Source organism: Sabulicella rubraurantiaca, from assembly GCF_017355885.1.
GTDB classification, from domain to species: Bacteria; Pseudomonadota; Alphaproteobacteria; order Acetobacterales; family Acetobacteraceae; genus Roseococcus; species Roseococcus rubraurantiacus.
In genome coordinates, this window is record NZ_JAFEUU010000004.1 from 307,034 (window position 1) to 329,797 (window position 22,764).

Genomic DNA, 22,764 nt, shown 5'->3' on the forward strand with positions numbered 1-22,764 from the left:
TGGCAGACATGGACAGCGCAAGCACCCCTGGGTTTCGCGTGACGGAACGCGCGGCGGCGGAGATCGCCGCCATTGCGGCGCGGGAAGGCCGGCCCGGCGCCGGTCTGCGCGTCAGCGTCTCGGCGGGCGGGTGTTCCGGCCTGCAGTACGGCTTCGCGCTGGATGACAAGCCCGAGGATGACGATCTGGTGGTCGAGGTCGCGGGAACGCGGGTCTATGTGGACTCCGTCTCGCTCGACTTCCTTGGCGGCGCGGTGCTGGATTGGCACGACAGCTTGATGGGCAGCCACTTCAAGGTCTCGAACCCGCAGGCCGTCAGCGGCTGCGGCTGCGGCACCTCCTTCGCCGTCGCGTGATCCTCGCCAGCTTCAACGTGAACTCGGTGCGGAGGCGCGCGCCGCATCTGCTGCGCTTCCTCGAGCGCACGCAGCCCGATGCCGTGGTCCTGCAGGAACTCAAGTGCCGCACCGAGGAATTCCCGCGCCTGGAATTCGAGGCTGCGGGCTGGAAGCTCCATGTCGTCGGCCAGCGTGGGGGGCGCAACGGAGTCGCCCTGGTCACGCGCCACGATTTCGAGGTGATCGGCGAGGAACTCCCCGGCGAGGCCGAGGACGACCATGCCCGCTTCCTTGCGGCCCGGCTGAACGGAATTGTCCTGGCCGGCATCTACCTGCCCAACGGCAATAGTGGCGGCGAGGCGGGGCTGGAGTACAAGTGGCGCTGGATGGAACGGCTGCGCGAATGGGCCGCCGCACGGCTCGACCATTTCGAGCCCCTCGCCATCCTGGGCGACTTCAATGTCTGCCCCACCGACGACGACCTCGCCCCCGGCGCCCTGCCGCCCACCGATGCGCTGGTGCATCCGGGCAGCCGGGCGCGGTTCCGCGCGCTGCTGCATCTCGGACTGACGGATTCGCTGCGCGCCCTGCATCCGGACGACGCGCCCTTCACCTACTGGGATTACGGCTCGGCCTTCGAAACCAATCGCGGCCTGCGGATCGACCACGCCTTGCTATCCGCCGAGCTGGCAGAGCGGCTTCAATCCTGCGAGGTGGACACGATGGCGCGGTCGGAGGAGAGCCCTTCGGACCACGCGCCAGTGCTGGTCAGGCTCGCCGCCTGAGGGGAACGCCACCCGCCCCTCCAGGGCATGTAGCGACCGCCTTCGGCGAGGGGCGGATACACGACCACCGGCGGATCGGACACCACCGGCGCCGGTGAGGCGCCGAACCAGCCGCACCCCGCGAGAAGCAGGGGCGCGGCCAGCGCCATCACCCGGCCAGGAACCCCGCCGCCACGAGGCCGAGGGAGAGCCCCGTCATCGCGGCCAGCGGCAGGGACTGCCAGCGGAGCAGCCGCGGCGACGCATGAAGCGTGATGCGCAGCGGCTTGGGGGGAATGCGAAGCTCGTCGTCGGTCCAGGTGTTCGCGCTCATGAGGGGAGCGAACCATGAACAAAATCCGAACGCAAGTGGGTTCGTTCACTTCTCGTTCGCAGCCTCGCCCGGCAGCGCGATCCCGGTCAAGGCCTGCCACACGCGGATCACGAAGGCATCGTCGCGGCCACCCTGCCCCAGCCCGCGCTGGGCCACGAAGAGCTGAAGCGCCTGGGCAGCGAGCGGCACCGGCATCGCTGCCTCGCGCGCCATCGCCTCCACCAAGCCCAGATCCTTCACGAAAATGTCGCCGGCCGAGAGCGGCGTGTCGTCGCCCTCCAGCACATGCGCCATGCGGTTGCCGAACATCCAGGAATTGCCGGCGGCGCTCGTCACCACGTCATAGACCGTGCGCGGCTCCAGCCCGGCCCTGATCGCCAGAGCCATGGCCTCCGCTGCGGCGGCGATGTGCACCCCGGCCAGAAGCTGATGCACGACCTTCATCGCCGCGCCCTGCCCCGGCTCCGCGCCCAGGCGCCACACCTTGCCGGATACGGCATCAAGCAGCGGCTTGGCTGCGGCGAAGGCTTCGTCGCTGCCGCTCGCCATCACTGTCATGCGGCCCTCGCGGGCCGCCACCGCGCCGCCAGAAACCGGCGCGTCCAGGTAGAGCAGGCCGCGCGATTCCGCCTCCACCGCCAGGGCGCGGGCTTCCGCCGGCGACATGGTGGCGCTGACCACCAGCACCCCGCCAGGCATCACGCGCGCCGCTGCGCCGCCTTCCCCGAACAGCGCCTGCCGCGCCTGCGCCGCATTCACCGTCAGCACCAGCACCGCTTCCTGGCCCGGCTCGAGATCGGCCCCGCGCGCCACGGCGCGGTTGCCGAAGGCGGCGCGGGCGCGCTCCGACGGGTCCACCCCCGTGACGTCCAGCCCTGCACGCAGCGCGCTCTGCGCCGCGCCGCCGCCCATGCTGCCCAGGCCGATCACGGCTGCCTTCATGCCCCGGTGCTCCAGCTTTCGCGCGCATTCAGCGCGGCCGGGTCGAATCCGGCCAGCTTCTTGTAGTCGGCCGCCACGCGTTCCAGCTCCGCCTGGGCGATCACGGATTCGAGGTCGCGGAACCCATCCGGGGCGCGGCGATGCACCTCCTCCAGGATCAGATCCGGCCCGAGTTCGCGATTCGCCAATGTCAGCTTCGCGGTTGGCGGGCGGCGCGCTTCCTCATAGGCCAGCAGCCCCTCCTCCACCCGCGCATGGCGCGCGATGTTCAGCGCCAGTTGCCGCGCATCCAGCACCGCCTGCGAGGCGCCGTTCGAGCCGATCGGGTACATGGGATGCGCGGCATCGCCCAGCAGGGTCACGCGCCCTTCCGTCCAGCGTGGCAGCGGGTCGCGATCCACCATCGGGTATTCCAGTACGCGCTCGGCGCGGCGGATCAGCCCGGGCACGTCCAGCCAGCCCCAATCCCAGGATTCGTAATGCGGCAGGAAGGCGGAGCGGTCGGCCTCGCGGTTCCAGTCCTCGCGCCGGAAGCCCTGCGCGGGGTCCACCTTCATCTCCGCGATCCAGTTGGTCAGGACGGTCCCGTCGGGATTGTGGGCGATTGGGTAGACGACGAATTTCTGACTGTGGTGCCCGGCCTGCACCATGGTCGCGCCACCCAGAAAGGGCGGCGCCACGGTGGTGCCGCGCCAAAGAATGGCGCCCTGCCAGCAGGGCGGTCCCTCATCGGGCGTGAAGTGGCGCCGGATCGCAGAATGGATGCCGTCGGCACCGACCAACGCTTCGCCCCGCGCCTCGCCGTTCGTGTCGAAGGCGAGGGTTACACCTTGCGCATCCTGCGCGAAGCCCGTGACGCGCCGCCCCGTTTCGACTGGGATGCCGCGCTCCCGCGCCACCTCCAGCAGCATCATGTGCAGGCGGCCGCGATGCACGGAGTATTGCGGCCAGCGATACCCTGCGGCGAGGCCGCGATCCTCCCGCCAGATGAGCTGGCCATGCGCGGAGACGTAGCGAAGCTCCCGCGTCGCCACGCCGATGCCGGCTAGGCGGTCCCCCAGGCCAAGCTCGGTCAGTTCCCGCACCGCATGGGGGAGGAGGTTGATGCCGACCCCCAGTGGGCGGATCTCCTCCACCGCCTCGAAGACGCGGCAGGGGCGGCCGGCGGCGTGAAGCGACAGGGCCGCGACCAGCCCGCCAATCCCGCCCCCGGCGATGAGGATCACAGCGCCGCCTCCACCCAGGCGGCCCAGCGCAGCGCCGCCGCATCATCCGCCGCAACCACCTGCACGCCCAGCGGCAGCCCCTTCGGACCCTTCCCGGCCGGAACGGTCACGCAGGGCAGGTGCAGCGCGGTCCAGAGCGAGTTGCAGCCCGGATCGCCCGTCCAGCCGATGCCTTCCGGCGCCTCGCCGGGCGCGGAGGCAGTGAGCAGCACGTCGAAGCCCTGCATCGCCGCCACGATGGCGCGCCGCGCCGCGACGAAGGCCACGCGACCAGCGACCAGCTTCGCCGGGTCCTCCGCCATCGCGCCCTCCATCTTCTCCCGGAGCACCGGCGAAAGGAGTGCTCGGGCGTGGTCCATCTCCCATGCCAGGGCGTCGGCGGATTCCATGTTCATCACGAAGGGGTGAAGCGCATTGGCCTCGGCGCACTCGGATGGCATGGCGAAGGGCTCCACCACCGCACCGGCGCGCCGCGCTGCCTCCTCCACGCGGTGAATCAGCGCCCGCGTTTCCTCGCCGCAGAGCGCCTCGCCCGGCCCCATTGTCACGCCGATGCGCGGGGCGCGGTCCGGCCGCTCGGAGGGGCGGCCATGGTCGCGGCCGGTCAGGGCGCGCATGCCCAGCGCGATGTCGTCCAGCGAGCGCGCCATCAGCCCGATCGTGTCCAGGCTCTCGCTCATCACCTTCATGCCGCCGCGATGAATGGCGCCGAAGGACGGCTTGAAGCCATGGACGCCGCAGAACGCCGCCGGTCGGATGACGCTTCCCCCGGTCTGCGTGGCGATGGCGAGGGGAAAGAACCCGGCTGCCACCCCCGCCGCCGATCCGGACGAGGAACCGCCCGGCGTGTGGCGCGGGTCATGCGGATTCGTGGTCGGCCCCGGGAAGCGCGTGGCGAATTCGGTCGTTACGGTCTTGCCCGCGATCACCATCCCGGCCCGCCTGGCCAGCGCCACGGCCGCGCTGTCTGTGCGCGACCGGTGTCCGGCCCAGATCGGCGATCCGTACTGGGAAGGCTGGTCCGCCGTATCCAGCACGTCCTTCACGCCGATATGGATGCCGGCGAGCGGCCCCGTCGCCCGCGCGGCCTGCGCGCGCACCGCATCTGCGTCGTGCCAGACGAAGGCGCGCAGCACGTTTTCGCGCGCGGCCACCGCCTCCAGCAGCGCCTCGGCCACCTGGCGTGGGTCGGTGCGCCCGGATTGGACGCGGGAAAGGGTCTCGGTCGCGGTCAAGCGGGAAAGGTCCGTCATGGGCGCAGCGTAACCATGCGCCGCTGTGCCTGGGAACCATCGGCCGGGGCCACCACTTGGAGCGGTGATGGTCACCACCGAGCCCCTGCCCGGCGGCGCGCTGCGCCATGAGGTCGCGGTGTCCGCCGAAGCCTTGCCCACGGTTTCCCCCCAGGCGCTGGAAGCGGCATGGGAGGTGGCGCGCGCCGCCGCCGATGCGGGACTCTGGGGTCCGGCACGGCTGCTGGTCTTTGCCGATGCCGACCCCATCGCCCTCACCGACCCCGACGCAGCCTGTTGGGCCGAGGCGATGGCTCAGCATGTCGGGCTGGACACTCTGGGCGGCCTAGCCCTCTGCCTCCGACTCCTGGCGCTGGTGGAGGTGATGGGCCGCGCCCCATGGCTGCGCGGCTTCTTCGCCATCGGCCCGGAGGGCGCGGAGTTCCATCCGGCGCTCCTGGCTGCCGCGGCAAAGGCACCACTGGATGCCACCGGGCGGTTCGCGGATGCGGCGTTGCGTGGCATGTTGTCGCGGAGCCTTCCGGCCTGAGGATTCCCATGCGCGCCGCCATCACTCTGCTTCTGCTCGCCGCTGCCTGTGCCCCACGCACCGAAAGCTTCTTTCAGCCCCGTCCCGGCGCGCCCGACACCAACCCCCGCGTGGTTGCCGCCTGCCGCGAGGAGGTGACGCGCATCCTCGCCCGGCAGGACCGCTCCCAGCTGATCCGCGAGGATGAGCGCGACGCCCGCCTCGGCGCTGAGGCGACGCCCTTCACCCACCGTGCCACGCAGGACCGCCTTGGCCGCGGCTTCCAGTACGACCGGCTGGTGAATGACTGCATCCGCGAGAACACGCGCCAGACCCAGCGCACCGCGCCGGCCGCGCCCGTCACGCCAGGGCGCTGAGCCTGGCCTCCTTCGGCGCGCTTGGCCGCGCCCTTTCGCACCGCGAGGCCCGCATCTTCTTCGGCGCCTCGCTCACCGCCTGGACCGGGCTCTGGATGCATCGCATCGCGGTGACGTGGCTCGCTTGGGAACTGACGCGCTCGCCCTTCTGGGTGGGGATGGTTGCCTTTTGCGACCTCGCCCCTGCCGTGGTGTTCAGTCCGATTGCCGGTGCCGTGGCCGACCGGATGGACCGGGTTCGGCTGACCATGATCGCCCAGGCGGTCATCGCCGTGCAGGCGCTGGGTGTTGCCCTGTTGACGATGACCGGGCTGATTTCCATCGGGCCGCTGCTGTTCTTCGAGGTAATCGGCGGCATCGCCGCCTCCTTCGCGCAGCCCGCGCGGCAGGCGCTGATGCCGGGCCTCGTGCCGCGCGCCGACCTGCCGGCGGCGGTGGCCTGCAACTCACTCTGCTTCAACGTGGCGCGCTTCCTGGGGCCGGCTATCGCCGGGCCCATGATCGCGGCCTTTGGCGTGGTTCCCGCCATATTGTGCAACGTGGCCGCCTATCTCGCCGCCTGCCTCACCATGCCGCTGCTGCGGCCGGAAGCAGAGCATGTCCGTGGCCACGCACCCGAGGCGTCGCTGCTGGCCGAGATGCTGGAAGGCATCCGCTATGCCGCCACGCATCCCGGCATCGGGCCGATCTTCCTCTTCGCCGGCACCACCGCGATCCTGCTTCGCGGCGTGCAGGAGATCCTGCCGCCCTATGTGGAGCGCCTCTTCGGCCAGGGTGCGCCCGGCCTCGCGCTGCTGACGGCGGCGATCGGCGTCGGCGCGCTCGTGGCCGGGCTCTGGGTTGCCTCGCGCGGGAAACTGGCGGGGGCGACACGCCTGGCCGTGGCGGGAATCGCGGCACAGGCCGTCTTCACCGCCGGCTTCGTGGCGACGGGCTGGTTCCCCTTCGCCGTGGCCTGCGCAGCGGCCTTCGGGGCCTGCGCCTCCATCCACGGCATCTCTGTGCAGACGCTGGCGCAGTCGGCGGCACTGACCAAGATGCGCGGCCGCACCCTTTCGCTCTGGGGCCTCATCACCCGCGCCTGCCCGGCCCTGGGCGCGCTGGTGCTCGGCACGGTGGGCGAGGCCTTCGGGATGCGGCTGCCCACCTTGTGTGCCGTTGGCCTCACGCTCATGGTCGCGCTCTGGGGCGCCACGCGAATCCGCGCGTGGGCCAAACATCTGGAAACGATCTGAATGCTGGATTGCGCCATCGTCGGCATGGGCAACTGGGGCCGCAAGCTGGTGGACAGCGTGCAGGGCCGCAACGGGGCGGGGCTGCGCTTCGTCGCCGGCAGCACCGGCACGATCGAGAAGGCCCGCCCCTACGCGGCCGAGAAGGGCATCACCCTGCACGAGGGGTATGAGGCGGTGCTGGGCGACCCGCGCGTCCAGGCCGTGGTCCTCGCGACGCCCCATGCCCAGCACGCCGACCAAGTGGTGGCCGCCGCCCGCGCCGGAAAGCATGTCTTCGTCGAGAAGCCCTTCACCCTCTCCCGCGAAAGCGCCGAGGCCGCGGTGTCGGCGTGCCAAGCCGCCGGGGTGGTGCTGGCGCTCGGCCACAATCGGCGCTTCCTTCCCGCCGTGGCGGAGATGAAGTCCATGCTGGCCGATGGCCGCCTGGGCACGCTTCTGCATGTCGAGGGCCAATTCAGCGGGCCGGGCGGCTTCGCCTACAAGCCGGGGGGTTGGCGCGCCGACCGCGCCGAGAGCCCACTGGGCGGCATGGGCGGCATGGGCATCCACATGGTGGACATGATCATCAACCTCGCCGGGCGGTTCCGCGACGTGCGGGTGGTGAGCCATGCTCGCGTCCTGCCCACGATCGACGACACGACGGCGATGCTCGCGACTCTGGAATCCGGCGCGACCGTCACCTTCGCCACCCTGGCGGCCGCACCGCGCCTGTGGCGCGTCGCCCTGTACGGAACGGATGGCTGGGCGGAGCTGCACGGCCATGAGCGCCTTACCTTCCGCCCGCGCGATGGCGAGGATCAGGTGACCGACTTCCCGCCCACCGATATCGAGCGCGCCGAGCTGGAGGCCTTCGCCGCCGCCGTTGCCGGCGGACCTGCCTACCCCCTCCCTCCGGAGGAGGCGATCCACGGCGTCAGTGTCTTCGAGACGATGATCTGGGCCGCCAGTTCCGGCAGCGTTTGCCGCGTGGCCTGAGCAACGCTATCCAACCCGACGCAACCCTGGAGCACCCGGACGATGAGCAAGATCAGCCGCTACGGCAGCAACCCGATCCTTTCGGGCGCGGTCGAGTACCACAACTTCGTGTTCTGCGCCGGCATGACCGCCGATGACCTGTCGCAGGACGTGACGGGCCAGACCCGTCAGGTCGTGGCCAAGATCGACGCCGCGCTGGAGAATTTCGGTACGGACAAGACCCGCCTCCTCCAGGCGCAGATCTGGCTGAAGGACATCCGCGACCGGGACGCCATGAACAAGGTGTGGGTGGAGTGGCTGGGCGATGCTGGCCGCCCGGCCCGCGCCTGCGTGGAGGCGAACATGGCCGACCCCCGCCACCTCGTGGAGATCATGGTCACGGCCTGCCGCTGACCTGAAGGCTCTCCCAAGAAGGGGCACCCCGGCGCCGCCGGGGTGCCTTTTTTTATCGGAATCGGCAACCACCTTCCCACAATGGCGTTATTGCAGGCCAATTTTCCGATGTGGCATTTCAGCCGCAACACTGTTGCAAATCATGCGCGTGGGAAGCTTGGCAGGACGATGTTCCTGATCTAAGCGCCAAAGCGGTTGGCCATCCGACAAATCACGGCGCATTACGCATTGTGACGCAACGGCGGGTTGTCGATGTGATCCTGGTCCCGGCTTAGTCCCCCCGCGCCAGACGGGGGGTCCTTCTGGCATCGCGCTCCAGGAGGGATTGCATGCGCCTGAAAGCCGCGCTTCTGACTATGTGCCTCGGCATTGCCGGGATCACCGCCGCCCCTGAGGCGGAGGCCGCCCGCTCCGAGGCACGGTCACAGACCGGACAGGCGCGGCAGGCTCCACAGTCCCGTCCCAGCCGGGCCGCGCCGCATAACCGCGCCAGCCTCCAGACGACGCGCGGCGCCACCCGCGCCGTCTACTCCGCCGGCATCTCCTGCGTGCCCTACGCGCGCAGCGTCACTGGTATGGATATCTTCGGGAACGGTCGCGAGTGGTGGGGGAACGCCGCCGGCCGCTACGCCCGCGGCCAGCGCCCGGAGCCCGGCTCGATCCTCTCCTTCCCCGGCACGGGTGGCATGCCGATGGGCCACGTCGCCGTGGTGTCGCGGGTCCTCCATGGCCGCATGATCGAGATCGACCACGCCAATTGGGGCGGCCCTGGCATCCGCCGCGGGCAGGTCATGCGGGACATCCGCGTCATGGACGTGTCGGACGACAATTCCTGGACGCGTGTGCGCGTACAGGTCGGTTGGGACAGCGGTACCTTCGGCCGCGAGTACCCGACCCACGGCTTCATCCACAATCGCCCGGCGACGACCTATGCGGCGAACGAGGACATGATCCGCCACGTCTCCTACACGCGGAGCGAGACGGTGCGCCCTGCCTCCCCGACGCAGCGCCGCCCGGCGGCGCGCACCCAGCAGCGGCGACGCTAAGCCGCCCGCGAGCGGTCCCAAAGGTTGGGGACGAACGCGTTGCTGTAGCCCGAGATGAACCGGCGCTTCTCGCCGGTTTCCGGGTCGAAGCTGTGGCGCTCCACCGCGCCGATATTCCCGCCATAGACGTGGATGGAGATGCTGGGCCGGTCAGGCAAGGCATTCTCCACCCAATGCGCATCCTCCTCGCCGGAGCCGACGCGCACCACCTCGCCGGGGCGCAGCCGGTCCACCTGCCCCGAGCGCATCTTCCCCTCCGGCGTGGGGTGCATCGTCACCGACACCTCCTCACCGCGCAGCATGCCGACCAAGCCCCAGACCTTGTGGTTGTGCACCGGCGTGCGCGCGCCAATGCCCCAGACGAAGCTGACGACGCTGAAGCGCTCCAGCGGGTCGCAATGCAGCAGGTATTGCCGGTAGCCCGGCCCTGGCTCCGCCATGGCGTCGGGAAGCCAGTCATCCTCGCGCACCAGTTCCGACAGTAGCGCCCCGCCCTCCTCCAGCCAGCGTGCCTCTCCGGGCGATTGCTCGGCGAGGCGCGTCATGGCCTGGATGAAGCCGCGCAGCTTGTCGGTTCCGGTCATGACTCCCCCAGGGCCCGCCGCGCCGTCTCGGCCAGGAAGCCGCTGGCGACCGGCAGGATCTCGTCGTTGAAGTCGTAATTCGGGTGGTGCAGCTCGCGCCCGTCCTCGGCGGGACCGTTACCGATCCAGACGAAGGCGCCCGGCACCTCGTGGAGGAACCAGGAGAAATCCTCGCCGGTCATGGCCGGCGGCACGTCGCGGCGCATCTCGGTGAGGGAGGCGGCGGCGGCAGCCGCCATGTCGCGCTCCCGCGGATGATTCGCGGTGACGGGCACGCCGCGGTTGAAGTTCACCTGCTCGTGCAGGCCGAAGGCCAGGGCGATGCCGCGCGCCACCTCGCGCATCCGCTCCTCGATCAGGCTGCCCACCGAATCGTCCAGCCAGCGCGCTGTCCCGCGCAGAACGGCACGGGAGGGGACTTGGTTCTGGGCCTCGCCGGCCACGGCCATGGTGACGCTGACCACGCCCGCCTTCATCGGGTCCACCCCGCGCGCCACGATGGATTGCAGCGCCACGATGGCATGGCCCGCGCCCAGCATGGGGTCTCGCGTCAGGTGCGGCAGGGCGGCGTGGCCGGCATGACCGTCGAAGGTGATGTCGAAGCGCGCCCCTGCGGCCATCACCGCCGAATCATGCACCGCCACCGTCCCGGCCGGTAGGCCGGGCCAGTTGTGCCAGCCGAAGATGCGGTCCATCGGGAATCGCTGAAACAGCCCGTCCGCGATCATCTTGCGGGCTCCGCCGCCGCCTTCCTCCGCGGGCTGGAAGACCAGCTGGACCGTCCCGGTCCAGTTCGGGTCGGCCTGGAGCAGCGCGGCGGCGCCCAGCAATGCCGTCGTGTGTCCATCATGCCCGCAGGCATGCATCACGCCGGGTTTGGTGGAACGGTGGGGCAGCAACTCGTCCGCCTCCTGGATCGGCAACGCGTCCATGTCGGCGCGCAGCCCCACGGCGCGGTTGCCGCCGCCCCGGCGCAGCGTGGCGACGACGCCATGCCCGCCGATTCCGGACTCGATCTCGGTGATGCCGAGTTCCCGCAGCTTCTCGACGACGAAGGCGGCGGTGTCGCCCTCATCCAGCGTCAGGCCGGGATTTGCGTGCAGATGACGGCGCCATGCGGTGAGGCGGCGATGAAGTTCCTGGTCCATTTCCGGACACTAGCCGTTGTGGACTTGGTGAGCCACTGCCGCCACTGGCGCGGTTTTTTCGTCGTGTTGTCGTTTCACGCCCTTGTTCTTATGAGCGATGGTTGTATCCCCTTTCTGAAACCGCGCTCAGGTTGCAGGCACAGGAGGTCTAATGAAATTCGCGGATATCGGCCAGCAACTACGCGCCTACCGCATGGAATCCGGCATGCGGGCGGAGGAGATCGCCGCCCGACTCGGTGTGTCGCGCGCCGCCCTCTATCGCTACGAGAAGGGCGAGGTGATCAAGCTGGAGACGATCCGGCGCCTTGCGGAGCTGCTGAAGGTCTCCCCCCTGGCCCTGCTGGGCATCGGCATCGAGTATTTCGCGCGCCCCGCCGCCTTCCAGGAGCGTCTGCGCGGCCTGGAGGAACAAGCCGACCAGGTTCTGCAGATCGGCTTCCCCTATTGCGACCTGCTCACCTCGGAAGGCTTTGACGGCGCGCTCGCGGAGGCATGGCGCCAAGCCGCCCCGCCGGGCAATGAGGGCGCCGCAGCGCTGGCGCAGGCGGACCAGGCGCTCGGGGCGCTGATCGCGCGCAAGCGGCTGTACGCCGCGCGCCGCCCCACCGTGATCGCGGTGCTGGGCGAGGCGGCGATCGTGTCCTTCCTGTCTCAGGGTCTGTGCTACGGCCTCGACCTGCCGCCGGCGACGCGGGAACGCTGCCGGGAGGCGGCGCGGCAGGAAGTGCTGGCCCTCGCGGCGCTGATGGACGCCATGCCGCTCGGCCTGCAGATCGGCCTCACGCGCGGCCCGCAGCCCGCTGCGCCCTTCGTGGTGCTGCGCGGGCGGGAGCGTGCGCATGTCGTCACCTCCCCGCTCTCGGCCGAGTTGCCGGCCGGGGCGCAGGTCGGCGTTGCGGGGATCACGGCGGCGGATGAGTCCGTGGCGGCGCACCAGCGCATCGCCGAGACGATCTGGCGCGAGGCTCTGAAGGGCCCCGAGGCGGCGGAACGGCTCCGCGATCTGACGCGCAGGACGGTCCTGCTGACCGACTGAGCCGCGCCGGGCCTTCAGCCCGACAGGTGGCGGCGCGGCCAGTGCCGCGCGATGAGCCCGTCTACCGGCCCCGCCACCACGGAGACCGCCCAGATGCCAGCGGCGGAAAGCAGGATGGACGGGCCGCTCGGCACGTCCAGATGGAAGGACGCTCCCAATCCAAGGAGGCTGGCCGCCAGGGCGATTCCGCACGCCATGGCGACCATCCCGCCCACGTTGCGTGCCCAATGCCGGGCTGCGATGGCGGGTAGCATCATCAGCCCCACCGCCATCAGGCTCCCCACCGCCTGCACCGCCGCCACGAGGTTCAGCACCACGAGCGCGAGCAGGGAAAGGTGCCAGGCCGACCCGCGAACCCCCACCGCCCGCGCGAAGGCTGGGTCGAAGCATTCCAAAATAAGCGGCCGCCACGCGAAGGCGAGAAAACCCAGGGTGAGGCTGGCGCAGCCGCCCATCAGCAGCAGCGCCGGGTCATCCACGCCCAGCACGCTGCCGAACAGGATCTGGGTGAGTTCCACGGCCGAGCCCCGCCAGGAGATGATCGCCACCCCGGCGGCCAGCGCGGTCAGGTAGAGCGCGGCGAGCGACGCATCCTCCCGCCCGCCCGTGCCGCGCGCCAGAGCGCCGGCACCAAGGGCGATCAGCAGCCCCGCCAACATCCCGCCCAGGGCGAGGCCGGGCAGCCAGAGCCCGAACACCACGAAGCCCAGCGCCACGCCCGGCAGCATCCCGTGCGACAGCGCGTCCCCCGCCAGGCTCATGCGTCGCAGCACCAGGAACACGCCGAGCGGCGGCGCTGAAAGCGACAGCGCCACGCAGCCCATCAGGGCACGGCGCAGGAAGCCGAACTCAAGAAAGGGATCGAAGGGGGTCACGCCGCCCGCGCGCAAGGCTCCGCGTGGGGGTCCCAACCTTCCGCCATGCGGCGTGCTCGCAGCCGGTTGGCAGAGGAGAGAGCCTCCTGGGTCGGCCCCACCGCCACCGCCTCGCGCGCCAGCAGCAGCGTCTCCGGGAATTCTTCACGCACCAGATCGAGGTCGTGCAGCACCGCGAGGATGGTCCGTCCCTCGCCATGCCAGCGACGCACCAGGGCCAGGAGGTCGGCCGCGGTCCGGGCATCGAGCGCGTTGAACGGTTCATCCAGCAGGATCACCGGCGCATCCTGAAGGAGGAGGCGGGCAAAGAGCAGGCGCTGGAACTGGCCGGTGGACAGGCTGCCGACCGGGCGCCCCGCGAAGCCGTGCAGCCCCACCGCCTCAAGAGCGCGAAGCACGCGCCCCTCCTCGGAGATGCGGCCGAAGCTGCCACATTCGGCCCACAGCCCCAGCATCACCGCCTCGCGGCAGGAGAAGGGGAAGGTGCGGTCGAGCCCCGCCTGCTGCGGCAGCAGTGCCACGCGGCCTTCCGCCACGACCTCGCCCTCCGCAGGCGGGTGAAGCCCAGCGATGGCGCGCAGCAGCGTGGACTTGCCGGCACCGTTCGGGCCAACCACCGCCATCAGCCCACCCTTCCGCAGGGTGAAGGACAGGTGATGCACGGCGGGACGCCGGTCGTGACTCACCGTGAGGTTCCGCACCGCAAGACTCATGCGGCGAGAGCCCAGAACACACCGCTCCAGAGAACGGCCAGCAGCGCGGCCGCCAGCGCGAGGCGCGCGCTGGCCGGGGCAGCGAGGTCGAGCGGGTTGGCGAAGCGAAGCATGAGGTTATCATATAACATGCCGGCGGGCCGGTCGCCAATGCGAATTACCATGCCTATTCTCGGGGGCATGAACGCCCAGGACGAGGCGCTGCGCGCCGCCCTGGCCCGGCACCGGGCCTTCGCGACCTTTCTTCTCCTCCTGATGGGCGCGCTGATGGCGCTGGGCTATGCGCTGCCACCCTCCTTCGGTGCCGATCTGCTGGCAGCCTCCGCCAAGGCCGGGGTGGTGGGCGGCCTGGCCGACTGGTTCGCAGTCACGGCCCTGTTCCGGCACCCCCTGGGCCTGCCCATCCCGCACACCGCCATTATCCCCCGCCAGAAGGAGCGGCTGGGCCAGGGGCTGGGCCGCTTCGTCGCCAACCACGTCTTCACGGAATCCGAGGTGGCGCGGGTGATCGCGCGGCTGGATGTGGCAGGCATCATCGGCAGCTTCCTGGCGGATCGGCAGGCCAGCCGCCCCGCGGCCGAGGCCCTGGCCGCCGCCCTGCCTCGCCTCCTCCAGACGCTGGAGGATGGGCGGGCGCGGCGGATGCTTACGCGCCTTCTGCCCCGCGTCGCGGGCGGGCCGGGCGCGGCGCAGGTGGTGGCGCGGGCGCTGCGGGCGCTGATTGCGGGCGGGCGGCACCAGGCGGTGCTCGACCTCGCCCTCGACCGGCTCAAACTGATCCTGGCCGAGCGGCAGGACTCGCTGCGCGACGCCATCAAGGCGCGGGTGCGGGAGTCCGGCGGGGCGCTGGTGGGCTGGGCGGCCGGCGCCTATGTCGCCAACCGCGTGCTGGACACAGTGAACAGCGAGCTGGCCAAGATGGAGCCGGGCGATTCCTCCCTGCGCCAAGCCTTCGAGGCTTGGCTGGAAAGCGAGATCGAGCGGCTGGAAAACGAGCCGCAGCGCGCCGCGGCGCTGGGCGGTGCCATCCGGCAGGCCCTGTCCCACCCCGCCGTCGCCGAGTGGCTGAACGACATCTGGAACCGCCTGCGCGACGCCCTGGCCGCCGACGCCGCCAATTCCAATGGCCGCAGCGTCGCGGTGATCGAAGGCGCGCTGGCCAATGCGGGCCGCTTCCTGGCCGAGGACGAGAATGCCCGCGCCAAGCTGAACGGCGCGGTGGAGCGCACGCTGAACACCCTGCTCCCCTCCGCCCAGGCGCGGCTGGCCGAGTTCATTGCCGGGGTGGTGAAAGGCTGGGACACGGCGGAGGTCACGGAGAAGATCGAGCTTCGCGTGGGCCGGGACCTGCAATACGTGCGGATGAACGGGACCATCGTCGGCTTCCTGGCCGGTGGGGTGCTGTATCTCCTGATCTATGCCCTGACCGGGAGGGTCGCGCATTGATGACTCCGCTTTCCTCCTGGCGCGAATTGTTGCCCGGGCAGCGCTTCGACTTCGGGACGCTGTCGCTCAGCGAGGCGGAGATCATCGAATACGCGCGCAAGTACGACCCCCAGCCCTTCCACACCGACCCGGAGGCGGCGCGGCAGGCGCCGTTGTTCAAGGGGCTGGTGGCCAGCGGCCTGCACACGATGGGTGCGTGCTTCGGGCGCATCATGGGATCCAGGCTGTTCGTCGAGGTCAGCCTGGGTGGGTCGCGCATCGACACGCGCTGGCCCGCCGCGCTGCGCCCGGATGAAGAGATCCGTGTAGAAGGCGAGGTGCTCGCCGCCGAGGCCCACCGCAAGCGCGCCGGGATGGGCGTTGCGACGATGCGCTACACCGGCACGCGCATCGCCGACGGGGTGGTGGTGATCACCATGGAAGGCACGCATTTCCTGAAGGAATAGGCGGCCCCGCTCAGCCCTCGAAACGCAGCGCGACCTCGCCGATGCCGGCGAGGCGGCCCAGCACGCGGGTGCCCGGCGCCGCGAAGAGCATGCCGGTGAGCGAACCGGTGGTCAGGATCTCACCCTGGCGAAGCGCTTCCCCACGGGCGGCGAGGCGTTGCGACAGGCCGTCCAGCAGCCATTCCAGGCTCCCCGCTGTGTTGGCGCCGCGGGTGGAGGCCACGACCTCGCCATCCATGCGGAGTTCCGCCTCCAGCGCCCCGAAATCCAGCTCGCTAATGGGGATAGGTTCACCCAGGATCAGGGCGCCGTGGGTTTGCAGATCCGCCAGCTTCAACAGGGCAGGTGCCTGTTCCCAGCCCGCCAGCCGCGTCTCCACCACCTCGATCGCCGGCAGCATCGCGTCGAAATCCGAGCGCCGGAGGGCTTCGCAGGCCGGAACGTCGCGGCCGAGGCGCAGCGCCAGTTCCAGCTCCACCCCCCGCATCGCGCCAGCAAACGCTGTGCCGGAAGGAAGCAGGCAGGTGGCCGGCAGGGGTGCGGAAAGCGGCGTGGCGCTCGGGTTGGCCGCCCCCACCTTCCAGCCGCCGCGCGGGCCGAGCGCGGCCAGCAGTTCCGATTGCACCGTGTAGGCGGCCTGGGGGTCGGCTGGCGGGATGGTACCGGCCGGCACCGGCGCAGCGCCCTTCCAGGCATCGAGAAGCAGGGTCGCGAGACGGGAATCGGCCATAGGGCCAGGATGGCGGCCATGGCGCACAAGCGAAAGGGGCGGTGCCGTCTCCGACACCGCCCCTCCCTGGCTCCCGAAGGATGCGGGCCTTAGCCAGCCGCCTTCATGATCTCGTCCGCCACGTTGCGCGGCACCGGATCGTAGTGGTGGAACTGCATGGAGAAGGAGGCGCGCCCCTTCGTCATGCCACGCAGGTTGGAGATGTAGCCGAACATCTCCTTCAGCGGCACGTGCGCCCGGACGATGACCGAGGTCCCGGCCATGTCCTGCGACTGGATCACGCCGCGGCGGCGGTTCAGGTCGCCCACCACGTCACCGACATGGTCCTGCGGGGTGGTCACCTCCACGTCCATGATCGGCTCCAGGATCACCGGGCCGGCCTTCTTCATGCCTTCGCGGAAGCAGGCCTTGCCGGCGATCTCGAACGCCAGTGCGGACGAGTCGACGTCGTGGTACTTGCCGTCCACCAGGGTGAACTTGAAGTCCACCGTCGGGAAGCCGGCCAGCACGCCCGTGTCGGCCTGGACCTTGATGCCCTTGTCGACCGCCGGGATGTATTCCTTCGGCACGGCGCCACCGACGACGGCGTTCACGAACTCGATGCCCTGATTGCGTTCCAGAGGCTCGAAGGTGATCTTCACCTCGGCGTACTGGCCCGAGCCACCCGACTGCTTCTTGTGAGTGTAGGTCTCGGTGTGCGGCTTGGTGATCGTCTCGCGATAGGCCACCTGCGGGGCGCCGATATTGCAGTCCACGCCATATTCGCGGCGCAGGCGGTCCACGATGATCTCGAGGTGCAGCTCGCCCATGCCGGACAGGATGGTCTGGCCGGTCTCCTGGTCGGTCTTCAGCCGCAGGCTCGGATCCTCGCCGGCCAGCTTCTGCAGGCCGATCGTCATCTTCTCGACGGCTTCCTTGGTCTTCGGCTCGACCGAGATGTCGATGACAGGCACCGGGAAGGCCATGCGCTCCAGCACCACCGGATCCGACGAGTCGGCGAGGGTGTCACCCGTGCCGGTGTCCTTGAGCCCCACGAAGGCCGCGATGTCGCCGGCGAAGACCTCCTTGATCTCCTCACGCTTGTCAGCGTGCATCTGGAACATGCGGCCGATGCGCTCGCGATGGCCCTTGGTGGTGTTCTGCACCATGTCGCCCTGACGCAGCACGCCACGGTAGACGCGCACGAAGGTCAGATTGCCGTACTTGTCGTTGATGATCTTGAAGGCCAGGCCGGCGAAGGGCGCGTCTTCCCGCGCGGGGATGACGCGGCGCTCAGCCGTCTCGTCCTCGCCTTCCTCGGGGGCAACCTTGATGCCCTCGATGTCCACCGGGCTCGGCAGGTAGTCGATCACGGCGTCGAGCAGCGGCTGCACGCCCTTGTTCTTGAAGGAGGAGCCGCAGAGCACCGGGCGGAACTCGCCGGAGATCGTGCCCTTCTTGATGCAGCGCTTCAGCGTCTCGACCGAGACGTCGCCCTTGTCGAAATACTCCTCCATCGCCGTCTCATCCACGCCCACGGCGGTGTCGAGCAGCTTCTGGCGGTACTCGGCGGCCTTGTCGGCCAGGTCGGCAGGGATCGGGGCCTCGTGGTACTTGGCGCCCAGCTCGTCGCCTTCCCAGATCAGCGCCTTCATCTCGACGAGGTCAACGATGCCCTTCAGCCCGTCCTCGATGCCGATCGGCAGCTGCAGCGCGACCCAGTTGATGCCGAGCTTCTCAGTCAGGGTGGCGGCGGCGCGATAGAAATCGGCGCCCGTGCGGTCGAGCTTGTTGACGTAGATCAGGCGGGGAACGTTGTAGCGGTCGGCGAGGCGCCAGTTCGTCTCGGACTGCGGCTGCACCCCGGCCACGCCCTCGATGATGAACACCGCGCCGTCGAGCACGCGCAGCGAACGGTTCACCTCGATGTTGAAGTCGATGTGGCCCGGGGTGTCGATGACGTTGATGCGGTGACCGTTCCACTCGGCCGTCACGGCGGCGGAGGTGATGGTGATGCCCCGCTCCCGCTCCTGCTCCATGTAGTCGGTCGTGGTGTTGCCGTCATGCACCTCGCCGATCTTGTGGGACTTGCCAGTGTAGTAGAGGATTCGCTCCGTCGTGGTCGTCTTCCCGGCGTCGATATGCGCCGTGATGCCGATATTGCGGATCTTCTCGAGAGGGATGCGCGCCACGGTGGGCCTCCATGCGGCAAGGCAGGCCGGCCCCCGTTAAGGAACCGCCTGCCCGTCGTGATTCAGGAACAGGTCGTCAACTGTGCGGGGCATGTGCCCCTTCCCACCGGAATTTGCAAGCGATACCGGCAACCCAAGGCCCGCCTGCTGGGCATGTCCGCCCTGCCTCGTTCGACGGGCGGGCGTCAGACGGTCAGCAGGCGCCGCGCCGCTTTGGGATCCAGCGTTGCCGTCGGACCGGACAGGGCAACCTGCCCTCGCACCATGATTGAAAGCTGGTCCGCAAGGTCCCGCGCCCAGTCGAAATACTGCTCCACCAGCACCACGGCGAACCCCCGGTCCCGCGCCAGGTGCCGGATCACCCGCCCGATTTCCTTGATGACGTTGGGCTGGATGCCCTCCGTCGGCTCGTCCAGAATCAGGAGGCGCGGCCGGGCGGTCAGGGCCCTGGCGATGGCCAGTTGCTGCTGCTGCCCGCCCGAAAGGTCGCCGCCCCGGCGACGCAGGAATTGCCGCAGAATGGGGAAGAGGTCGAACACCTCGCCCGGCACGGAGGAGCCGCGCGGAGCGGCGGCCAGCGCCGTTTCCAAATTCTCCTGCACCGACAGGAAGGGAAAGATCTCGCGCCCCTGCGGCACATAGCCGATCCCCACCCGCGCCCGGTCCGCCGGGCCAAGGCGGGCGATGTCGCGGCCTTCCCACGCGATGGAACCGCCGCCAATCCGCTCCAGACCCATGATTGCGCGTAGCAGGGAGGACTTGCCCACCCCGTTGCGCCCGAGCACCGCATGGACCTCGCCTGGGCGGACTGCGAGCGACACGCCACGCAGGCAGAGCGAGGCGCCATAGGAGAGGGTCAGGTCCTTCACCTCCAGCATCGTCCTACCGTCCCAGATATACTTCGACCACGCGCGGGTCGGCCTGGACATGGTCGATGCTGCCTTCCGAAAGCATGGTTCCCTCATGCAGCACGGTGACGCGACAGCCCAGGGCCCGCACGAAATCCAGGTCGTGCTCCACCACTACCACGGAGCGGTCCCCCGCGATCCCGGCCAGGAGGCGTGCCGTCTCCGCCGTCTCGTGGTCGGTCATGCCGGCGACCGGCTCGTCCACCAGCAGCAGCTTCGGGTCCTGCATCAGCAGCATGCCGATCTCCAGCCACTGCCGCTGCCCGTGCGACAGCAACCCGGCCGGGTCATCGGCACGCTCACGGAGGCCGACCTGCTCCATCGTTGCCTCGATGGCAGAGCGCGCCGCACCGGACAGCCGCCAGCGCAGGCAGGCGACCGGGCCGCGCGGCGCCTTCAGGGCGAGTTCCAGGTTCTCGAACACGGTCAGGGCGTCGAACACCGTCGGCTTCTGGAACTTCCGCCCGATGCCGAGATTGGCGATGGCGCTTTCCTCCATCCGGGTCAGGTCGTGCCCCTCGAAGCGGGCGATGCCGGAAGCCGGCCGGGTCTTGCCGGTGATGACATCCATCATCGTCGTCTTGCCGGCGCCGTTGGGGCCGATCACCGCCCGCAACTCCCCGGGAGCGACGAGGAGGGAGAGGGTGTTCAGCGCCCGGAACCCGTCGAAGACGACCGTGACGCCGTCGAGATAGAGCCCCTCCCCGCTCATCGCCGCAGCATCCCGATCAGGCCGCGCGGCATCAGCAGCGGCACCGCGATGAACAGGATGCCCAGCACGATCAGCCAGAGGTCAGGCGCGAAGGAGGTCAGCCAGGTCTTCAGCGCGTTGACCGAGAAGGCGCCCAGCACCGCCCCTACCAGCGTGCCCCGCCCGCCGAAGGCGACCCAGACCACCGCCTCGATGCTGTTGGCCGGCGAGAACTCGCCCGGGTTGATGATGCCGACGATGGGCACGTAGAGCGCCCCCGCCAGCCCCGCCATCATCGCCGAGAGCACGAAGATGAAGAGCTTGTGCCGCAGCGTGTCGTAGCCGAGGAAGCGCACCCGGCTCTCCCCATCGCGGATCGCGGCCAGGACGCGGCCGAACTTGGTGCGCGTCATCGCGGCCGAGACGAGGAAGCAACCCACCAGCGCGACCAGCGCCGCAAAGTAGAGGACGAAGCGCGCGAAGGGGGTGTTGAGCGGCATGCCCAGCAGCTCCTTGAAGTCGGTGAAGCCGTTATTGCCACCGAACCCCATGTCGTTGCGGAAGAAGGCGAGCATGAGCGCGTAGGTCATCGCCTGGGTGATGATGGAAAGGTAGACCCCGGTGATGCGCGAGCGGAAGGCGAGGTAGCCGACCACGAAGGCCAGCAGCCCGGGCACCAGCAGCGCCATCAGCAGGGCGAAGGGAAAGTTTCCGAACCCCCACCAGAACCACGGCAGCTCCTGATAACCCAGGAACACCATGAAATCCGGCAGGACTGGGTGACCATACACGCCGCGGGGTCCGATCAGCCGCATCAGGTGCATGCCGATCGCATAGCCGCCCAGGGCGAAGAACGCGCCGTGCCCCAGCGACAGGATGCCCGCATAGCCCCAGGCGAGGTCCAGCGCGAGGGCGAGGATGGCGTAGCACAGCCACTTCCCCGCCACGCTCACCACGAAGTCGGAGACGCGGAACGGGCTGCCCTCGGGAAGGAGATTTAGCAGGGGAAGCAGCGCCAGCAGCGCCACGATTCCCGGCAGGACAAGGCGCCTCACGACTCAGCCGCCCTCCCCTTGAGGGCGAAGAGGCCCTTGGGGCGGCGCTGGATGAACAGCATGATGCCCACCAGCACCGCGACCTTGGCGAGCACCGCCCCGGCCCAGGGTTCCAGCAGCTTGTTCACGACGCCGAGCGTGAAGGCGCCGATCAGCGTGCCGAGCAGCGAGCCGACGCCGCCGAACACCACCACCATGAAGCTATCGATGATGTAGCTCGTGCCCAGATTGGGCGAGACATTGTCGATCTGCGACAGCGCCACCCCCGCCAACCCCGCGATGCCGGAGCCGAAGGCAAAGGTCAGCGCGTCCACGCGGCCCGTGCGGATACCCATCGTCGCAGCGATGCGGCGGTTCTGCACCACGGCGCGCATCTCCAGCCCGAAGCGGGTCAGGCGGATCGCGGCGAAGGTGGCGGCCAGCACCGCAAGCGCGAAGAGGATGATCCAGGCGCGGTTCTGCGTCACCGTGATGTCAAAGGGCAGGGTCAACGTGCCCTGCATCCAGGGCGGCGAGATCACCTCGCGGTTCTGCGCGCCAAAGACCAGGCGCACCACCTGCTGCAGCACCATGCCGACGCCGAAGGTCAGCAGCAGCGTTTCGAGCGGGCGGCCATAGAGGTGGCGGATCAGACCCCGCTCCATCGCGGCGCCGATCGCGGCCGTCACCAGGAAGGCGGCGGGGATGGCAAGCGGCAGGGACCACGGGGCGAGGGTGGGGCTCGCCCGCAGCGCCTCCTGAACCACCACGGTGGTGTAGGCGCCGATCATCACGAATTCGCCATGCGCCATGTTGATGACGCCCATCACCCCGAAGGTGACGGCCAGCCCCAGCGCGGCGAGCAGCAGGACGGAGCCGAGCGACAGGCCCTGGAACGCGGTCTCGGCCGCGCGACGCAGGGAGAGGCGCCGGTCGATCGCCGCCACGGCCGCATTCACATCGGCGGAAAGCGCCTCGTCGGTGCCGCGCGCCGCCAGCAGCACGGCCCGCGCTTCCGGAGAGGCGGTGCCGCCCAGCGCGGCGATGCCCGCACGCCGCACCGCCGGGTCAGGCGAGCCGAGCCGCGCGGCGCCCAGCGCCAGTTCCATGTGGGCGCGAATGCGCGGAACGGCTTCCCGCGCCAGCGCCGCCTCCAGCAGCGGAATGTCCTCGGCCGAACGGGCACGCAGCAGCCCGTCTGCCGCCGCGAGCCGCTCCGCCGGGTCGGGCGAGACAAGCTGCAACCGCCCCAGCGCGCCGCGCAAAGCGACGCGCACGCGGTTGTTGATGCGGATCACCTCCGGCCCCGAAGGCGCCGGACCATCGGGCGCGACGCGCACGCCGCCCTCGGCGCGCAGGAGGCGGGATTCGGACAGGGCACGCAGCAGCGGCAGGGCGCGCGGGTCGCCCAGCGCACCCAGGCGCTCCACCGCCTCGGCCTGCTGCGTGAAGCCCCCGGCCAAGCCAGGCACGAGCGAGTCGAAATCCTGCCCCCGCGCCGGCAAGGCCGCGAGCAGCAGAAGGAGAAGGAACCAGCGAATCAAAGAGGATGTCCCATGCGGGTCTCCGGACGCCAGGGATGCCGGCATCC

General features: G+C 69.9%; 25 protein-coding genes. 11 read left to right on the top strand and 14 right to left on the bottom strand.

Going from position 1 to position 22,764, the window contains the following annotated elements; translation table 11 throughout:
* Positions 1-8 precede the first annotated feature (8 nt).
* Both JTJ31_RS10090 and xth read left to right on the top strand, forming a co-directional pair.
* A complete protein-coding gene (locus JTJ31_RS10090; RefSeq protein ID WP_207538517.1) occupies positions 9-356 on the top strand; it encodes a HesB/IscA family protein in 348 nt (115 codons plus the stop codon).
* Positions 353-1,123 (top strand): exodeoxyribonuclease III, encoded by a 771-nt coding sequence (gene xth / locus JTJ31_RS10095; protein WP_207538518.1) that lies wholly within the window; start codon positions 353-355, stop codon positions 1,121-1,123. The genes JTJ31_RS10090 and xth overlap by 4 nt, the downstream gene beginning before the upstream one ends.
* 148 nt (positions 1,124-1,271) lie before the next feature.
* On the opposite strand, the gene JTJ31_RS10100 is transcribed toward xth, so the two are convergent.
* From JTJ31_RS10100 to JTJ31_RS10115, 4 genes are read right to left on the bottom strand one after another with little or no spacing between them, the layout of a single operon-like run.
* Positions 1,272-1,436, bottom strand: a complete 165-nt coding sequence (locus tag JTJ31_RS10100; protein WP_207538519.1) for a hypothetical protein — start codon at positions 1,434-1,436, stop codon at positions 1,272-1,274.
* Between the two features lie 45 nt (positions 1,437-1,481).
* The gene (ltnD, locus tag JTJ31_RS10105) at positions 1,482-2,378 is read right to left on the bottom strand and encodes an L-threonate dehydrogenase (protein ID WP_207538520.1); all 897 of its coding nucleotides are present in this window, start codon (positions 2,376-2,378) and stop codon (positions 1,482-1,484) included.
* Positions 2,375-3,604 (bottom strand): flavin-dependent oxidoreductase, encoded by a 1,230-nt coding sequence (locus JTJ31_RS10110; RefSeq protein WP_207538521.1) that lies wholly within the window; start codon positions 3,602-3,604, stop codon positions 2,375-2,377. Before JTJ31_RS10110 ends, ltnD begins: the two co-directional genes overlap by 4 nt.
* Positions 3,601-4,857 (bottom strand): amidase, encoded by a 1,257-nt coding sequence (locus JTJ31_RS10115; RefSeq protein ID WP_207538522.1) that lies wholly within the window; start codon positions 4,855-4,857, stop codon positions 3,601-3,603. The genes JTJ31_RS10110 and JTJ31_RS10115 overlap by 4 nt, the downstream gene beginning before the upstream one ends.
* Positions 4,858-4,924: 67 nt before the next feature.
* Between JTJ31_RS10115 and JTJ31_RS10120 the strand changes: the two genes are divergently transcribed.
* The 6 genes from JTJ31_RS10120 to JTJ31_RS10145 all read left to right on the top strand — a co-directional run bounded on the left by JTJ31_RS10120 (position 4,925) and on the right by JTJ31_RS10145 (position 9,391).
* On the top strand, positions 4,925-5,386 hold the full coding sequence (locus JTJ31_RS10120; protein ID WP_236020049.1) for a hypothetical protein: 462 nt from the start codon (positions 4,925-4,927) through the stop codon (positions 5,384-5,386).
* 8 nt (positions 5,387-5,394) lie between these two features.
* Positions 5,395-5,742 carry a hypothetical protein gene (locus JTJ31_RS10125; protein WP_207538523.1) on the top strand — a complete coding sequence of 116 codons (348 nt, stop codon included), beginning with the start codon at positions 5,395-5,397 and terminating at the stop codon, positions 5,740-5,742.
* 2 nt (positions 5,743-5,744) lie between these two features.
* Positions 5,745-6,977: an MFS transporter gene (locus JTJ31_RS10130; RefSeq protein WP_207538582.1), complete on the top strand. Its 1,233-nt coding sequence runs from the start codon at positions 5,745-5,747 to the stop codon at positions 6,975-6,977.
* Positions 6,978-7,952, top strand: a complete 975-nt coding sequence (locus JTJ31_RS10135; RefSeq protein ID WP_207538524.1) for a Gfo/Idh/MocA family protein — start codon at positions 6,978-6,980, stop codon at positions 7,950-7,952.
* 42 nt (positions 7,953-7,994) lie between these two features.
* Positions 7,995-8,345 carry a RidA family protein gene (locus JTJ31_RS10140; RefSeq protein ID WP_207538525.1) on the top strand — a complete coding sequence of 117 codons (351 nt, stop codon included), beginning with the start codon at positions 7,995-7,997 and terminating at the stop codon, positions 8,343-8,345.
* A 329-nt stretch (positions 8,346-8,674) separates the two neighbouring features.
* Complete coding sequence (locus JTJ31_RS10145; RefSeq protein WP_207538526.1) at positions 8,675-9,391, top strand: CHAP domain-containing protein; 717 nt, start codon at positions 8,675-8,677, stop codon at positions 9,389-9,391.
* Here the strand turns inward: JTJ31_RS10145 and JTJ31_RS10150 are convergent.
* Positions 9,388-9,975: a cysteine dioxygenase family protein gene (locus JTJ31_RS10150; protein ID WP_207538527.1), complete on the bottom strand. Its 588-nt coding sequence runs from the start codon at positions 9,973-9,975 to the stop codon at positions 9,388-9,390. The genes JTJ31_RS10145 and JTJ31_RS10150 overlap by 4 nt on opposite strands.
* Entirely contained in the window at positions 9,972-11,123 is a 1,152-nt protein-coding gene (locus JTJ31_RS10155; protein ID WP_207538528.1) for an amidohydrolase, read from the bottom strand. Before JTJ31_RS10155 ends, JTJ31_RS10150 begins: the two co-directional genes overlap by 4 nt.
* Positions 11,124-11,274: 151 nt before the next feature.
* On the opposite strand from JTJ31_RS10155, the gene JTJ31_RS10160 reads away from it, so the two are divergent.
* The gene (locus JTJ31_RS10160; protein WP_207538529.1) at positions 11,275-12,159 is read left to right on the top strand and encodes a helix-turn-helix domain-containing protein; all 885 of its coding nucleotides are present in this window, start codon (positions 11,275-11,277) and stop codon (positions 12,157-12,159) included.
* A 14-nt stretch (positions 12,160-12,173) separates the two neighbouring features.
* On the opposite strand, the gene JTJ31_RS10165 is transcribed toward JTJ31_RS10160, so the two are convergent.
* The gene (locus JTJ31_RS10165) at positions 12,174-13,034 is read right to left on the bottom strand and encodes a metal ABC transporter permease (RefSeq protein WP_328805716.1); all 861 of its coding nucleotides are present in this window, start codon (positions 13,032-13,034) and stop codon (positions 12,174-12,176) included.
* A complete protein-coding gene (locus JTJ31_RS10170; RefSeq protein WP_207538530.1) occupies positions 13,031-13,747 on the bottom strand; it encodes a metal ABC transporter ATP-binding protein in 717 nt (238 codons plus the stop codon). Before JTJ31_RS10170 ends, JTJ31_RS10165 begins: the two co-directional genes overlap by 4 nt.
* Positions 13,748-13,909: 162 nt before the next feature.
* Here JTJ31_RS10170 and JTJ31_RS10175 point away from each other — a divergent pair, with 162 nt between their 5' ends.
* Positions 13,910-15,193, top strand: a complete 1,284-nt coding sequence (locus tag JTJ31_RS10175; protein ID WP_236020051.1) for a DUF445 domain-containing protein — start codon at positions 13,910-13,912, stop codon at positions 15,191-15,193.
* Positions 15,193-15,639, top strand: coding sequence for a MaoC/PaaZ C-terminal domain-containing protein (locus JTJ31_RS10180; RefSeq protein WP_207538531.1), 447 nt, complete (start codon positions 15,193-15,195; stop codon positions 15,637-15,639). Before JTJ31_RS10175 ends, JTJ31_RS10180 begins: the two co-directional genes overlap by 1 nt.
* Positions 15,640-15,649: 10 nt before the next feature.
* On the opposite strand, the gene JTJ31_RS10185 is transcribed toward JTJ31_RS10180, so the two are convergent.
* The 6 genes from JTJ31_RS10185 to urtB all read right to left on the bottom strand — a co-directional run bounded on the left by JTJ31_RS10185 (position 15,650) and on the right by urtB (position 22,717).
* The gene (locus JTJ31_RS10185; RefSeq protein WP_207538532.1) at positions 15,650-16,369 is read right to left on the bottom strand and encodes a 2-keto-4-pentenoate hydratase; all 720 of its coding nucleotides are present in this window, start codon (positions 16,367-16,369) and stop codon (positions 15,650-15,652) included.
* 89 nt (positions 16,370-16,458) lie between these two features.
* On the bottom strand, positions 16,459-18,540 hold the full coding sequence (fusA, locus tag JTJ31_RS10190) for an elongation factor G (protein ID WP_207538533.1): 2,082 nt from the start codon (positions 18,538-18,540) through the stop codon (positions 16,459-16,461).
* 185 nt (positions 18,541-18,725) lie between these two features.
* Positions 18,726-19,418 carry an urea ABC transporter ATP-binding subunit UrtE gene (urtE, locus tag JTJ31_RS10195; RefSeq protein ID WP_207538585.1) on the bottom strand — a complete coding sequence of 231 codons (693 nt, stop codon included), beginning with the start codon at positions 19,416-19,418 and terminating at the stop codon, positions 18,726-18,728.
* A gap of 4 nt (positions 19,419-19,422) precedes the next feature.
* Entirely contained in the window at positions 19,423-20,160 is a 738-nt protein-coding gene (gene urtD / locus JTJ31_RS10200; protein ID WP_207538534.1) for an urea ABC transporter ATP-binding protein UrtD, read from the bottom strand.
* Positions 20,157-21,194, bottom strand: coding sequence for an urea ABC transporter permease subunit UrtC (gene urtC, locus JTJ31_RS10205; protein WP_207538535.1), 1,038 nt, complete (start codon positions 21,192-21,194; stop codon positions 20,157-20,159). The genes urtD and urtC overlap by 4 nt, the downstream gene beginning before the upstream one ends.
* Positions 21,191-22,717, bottom strand: a complete 1,527-nt coding sequence (gene urtB / locus JTJ31_RS10210) for an urea ABC transporter permease subunit UrtB (protein ID WP_236020052.1) — start codon at positions 22,715-22,717, stop codon at positions 21,191-21,193. Before urtB ends, urtC begins: the two co-directional genes overlap by 4 nt.
* Positions 22,718-22,764: the final 47 nt, after the last annotated feature.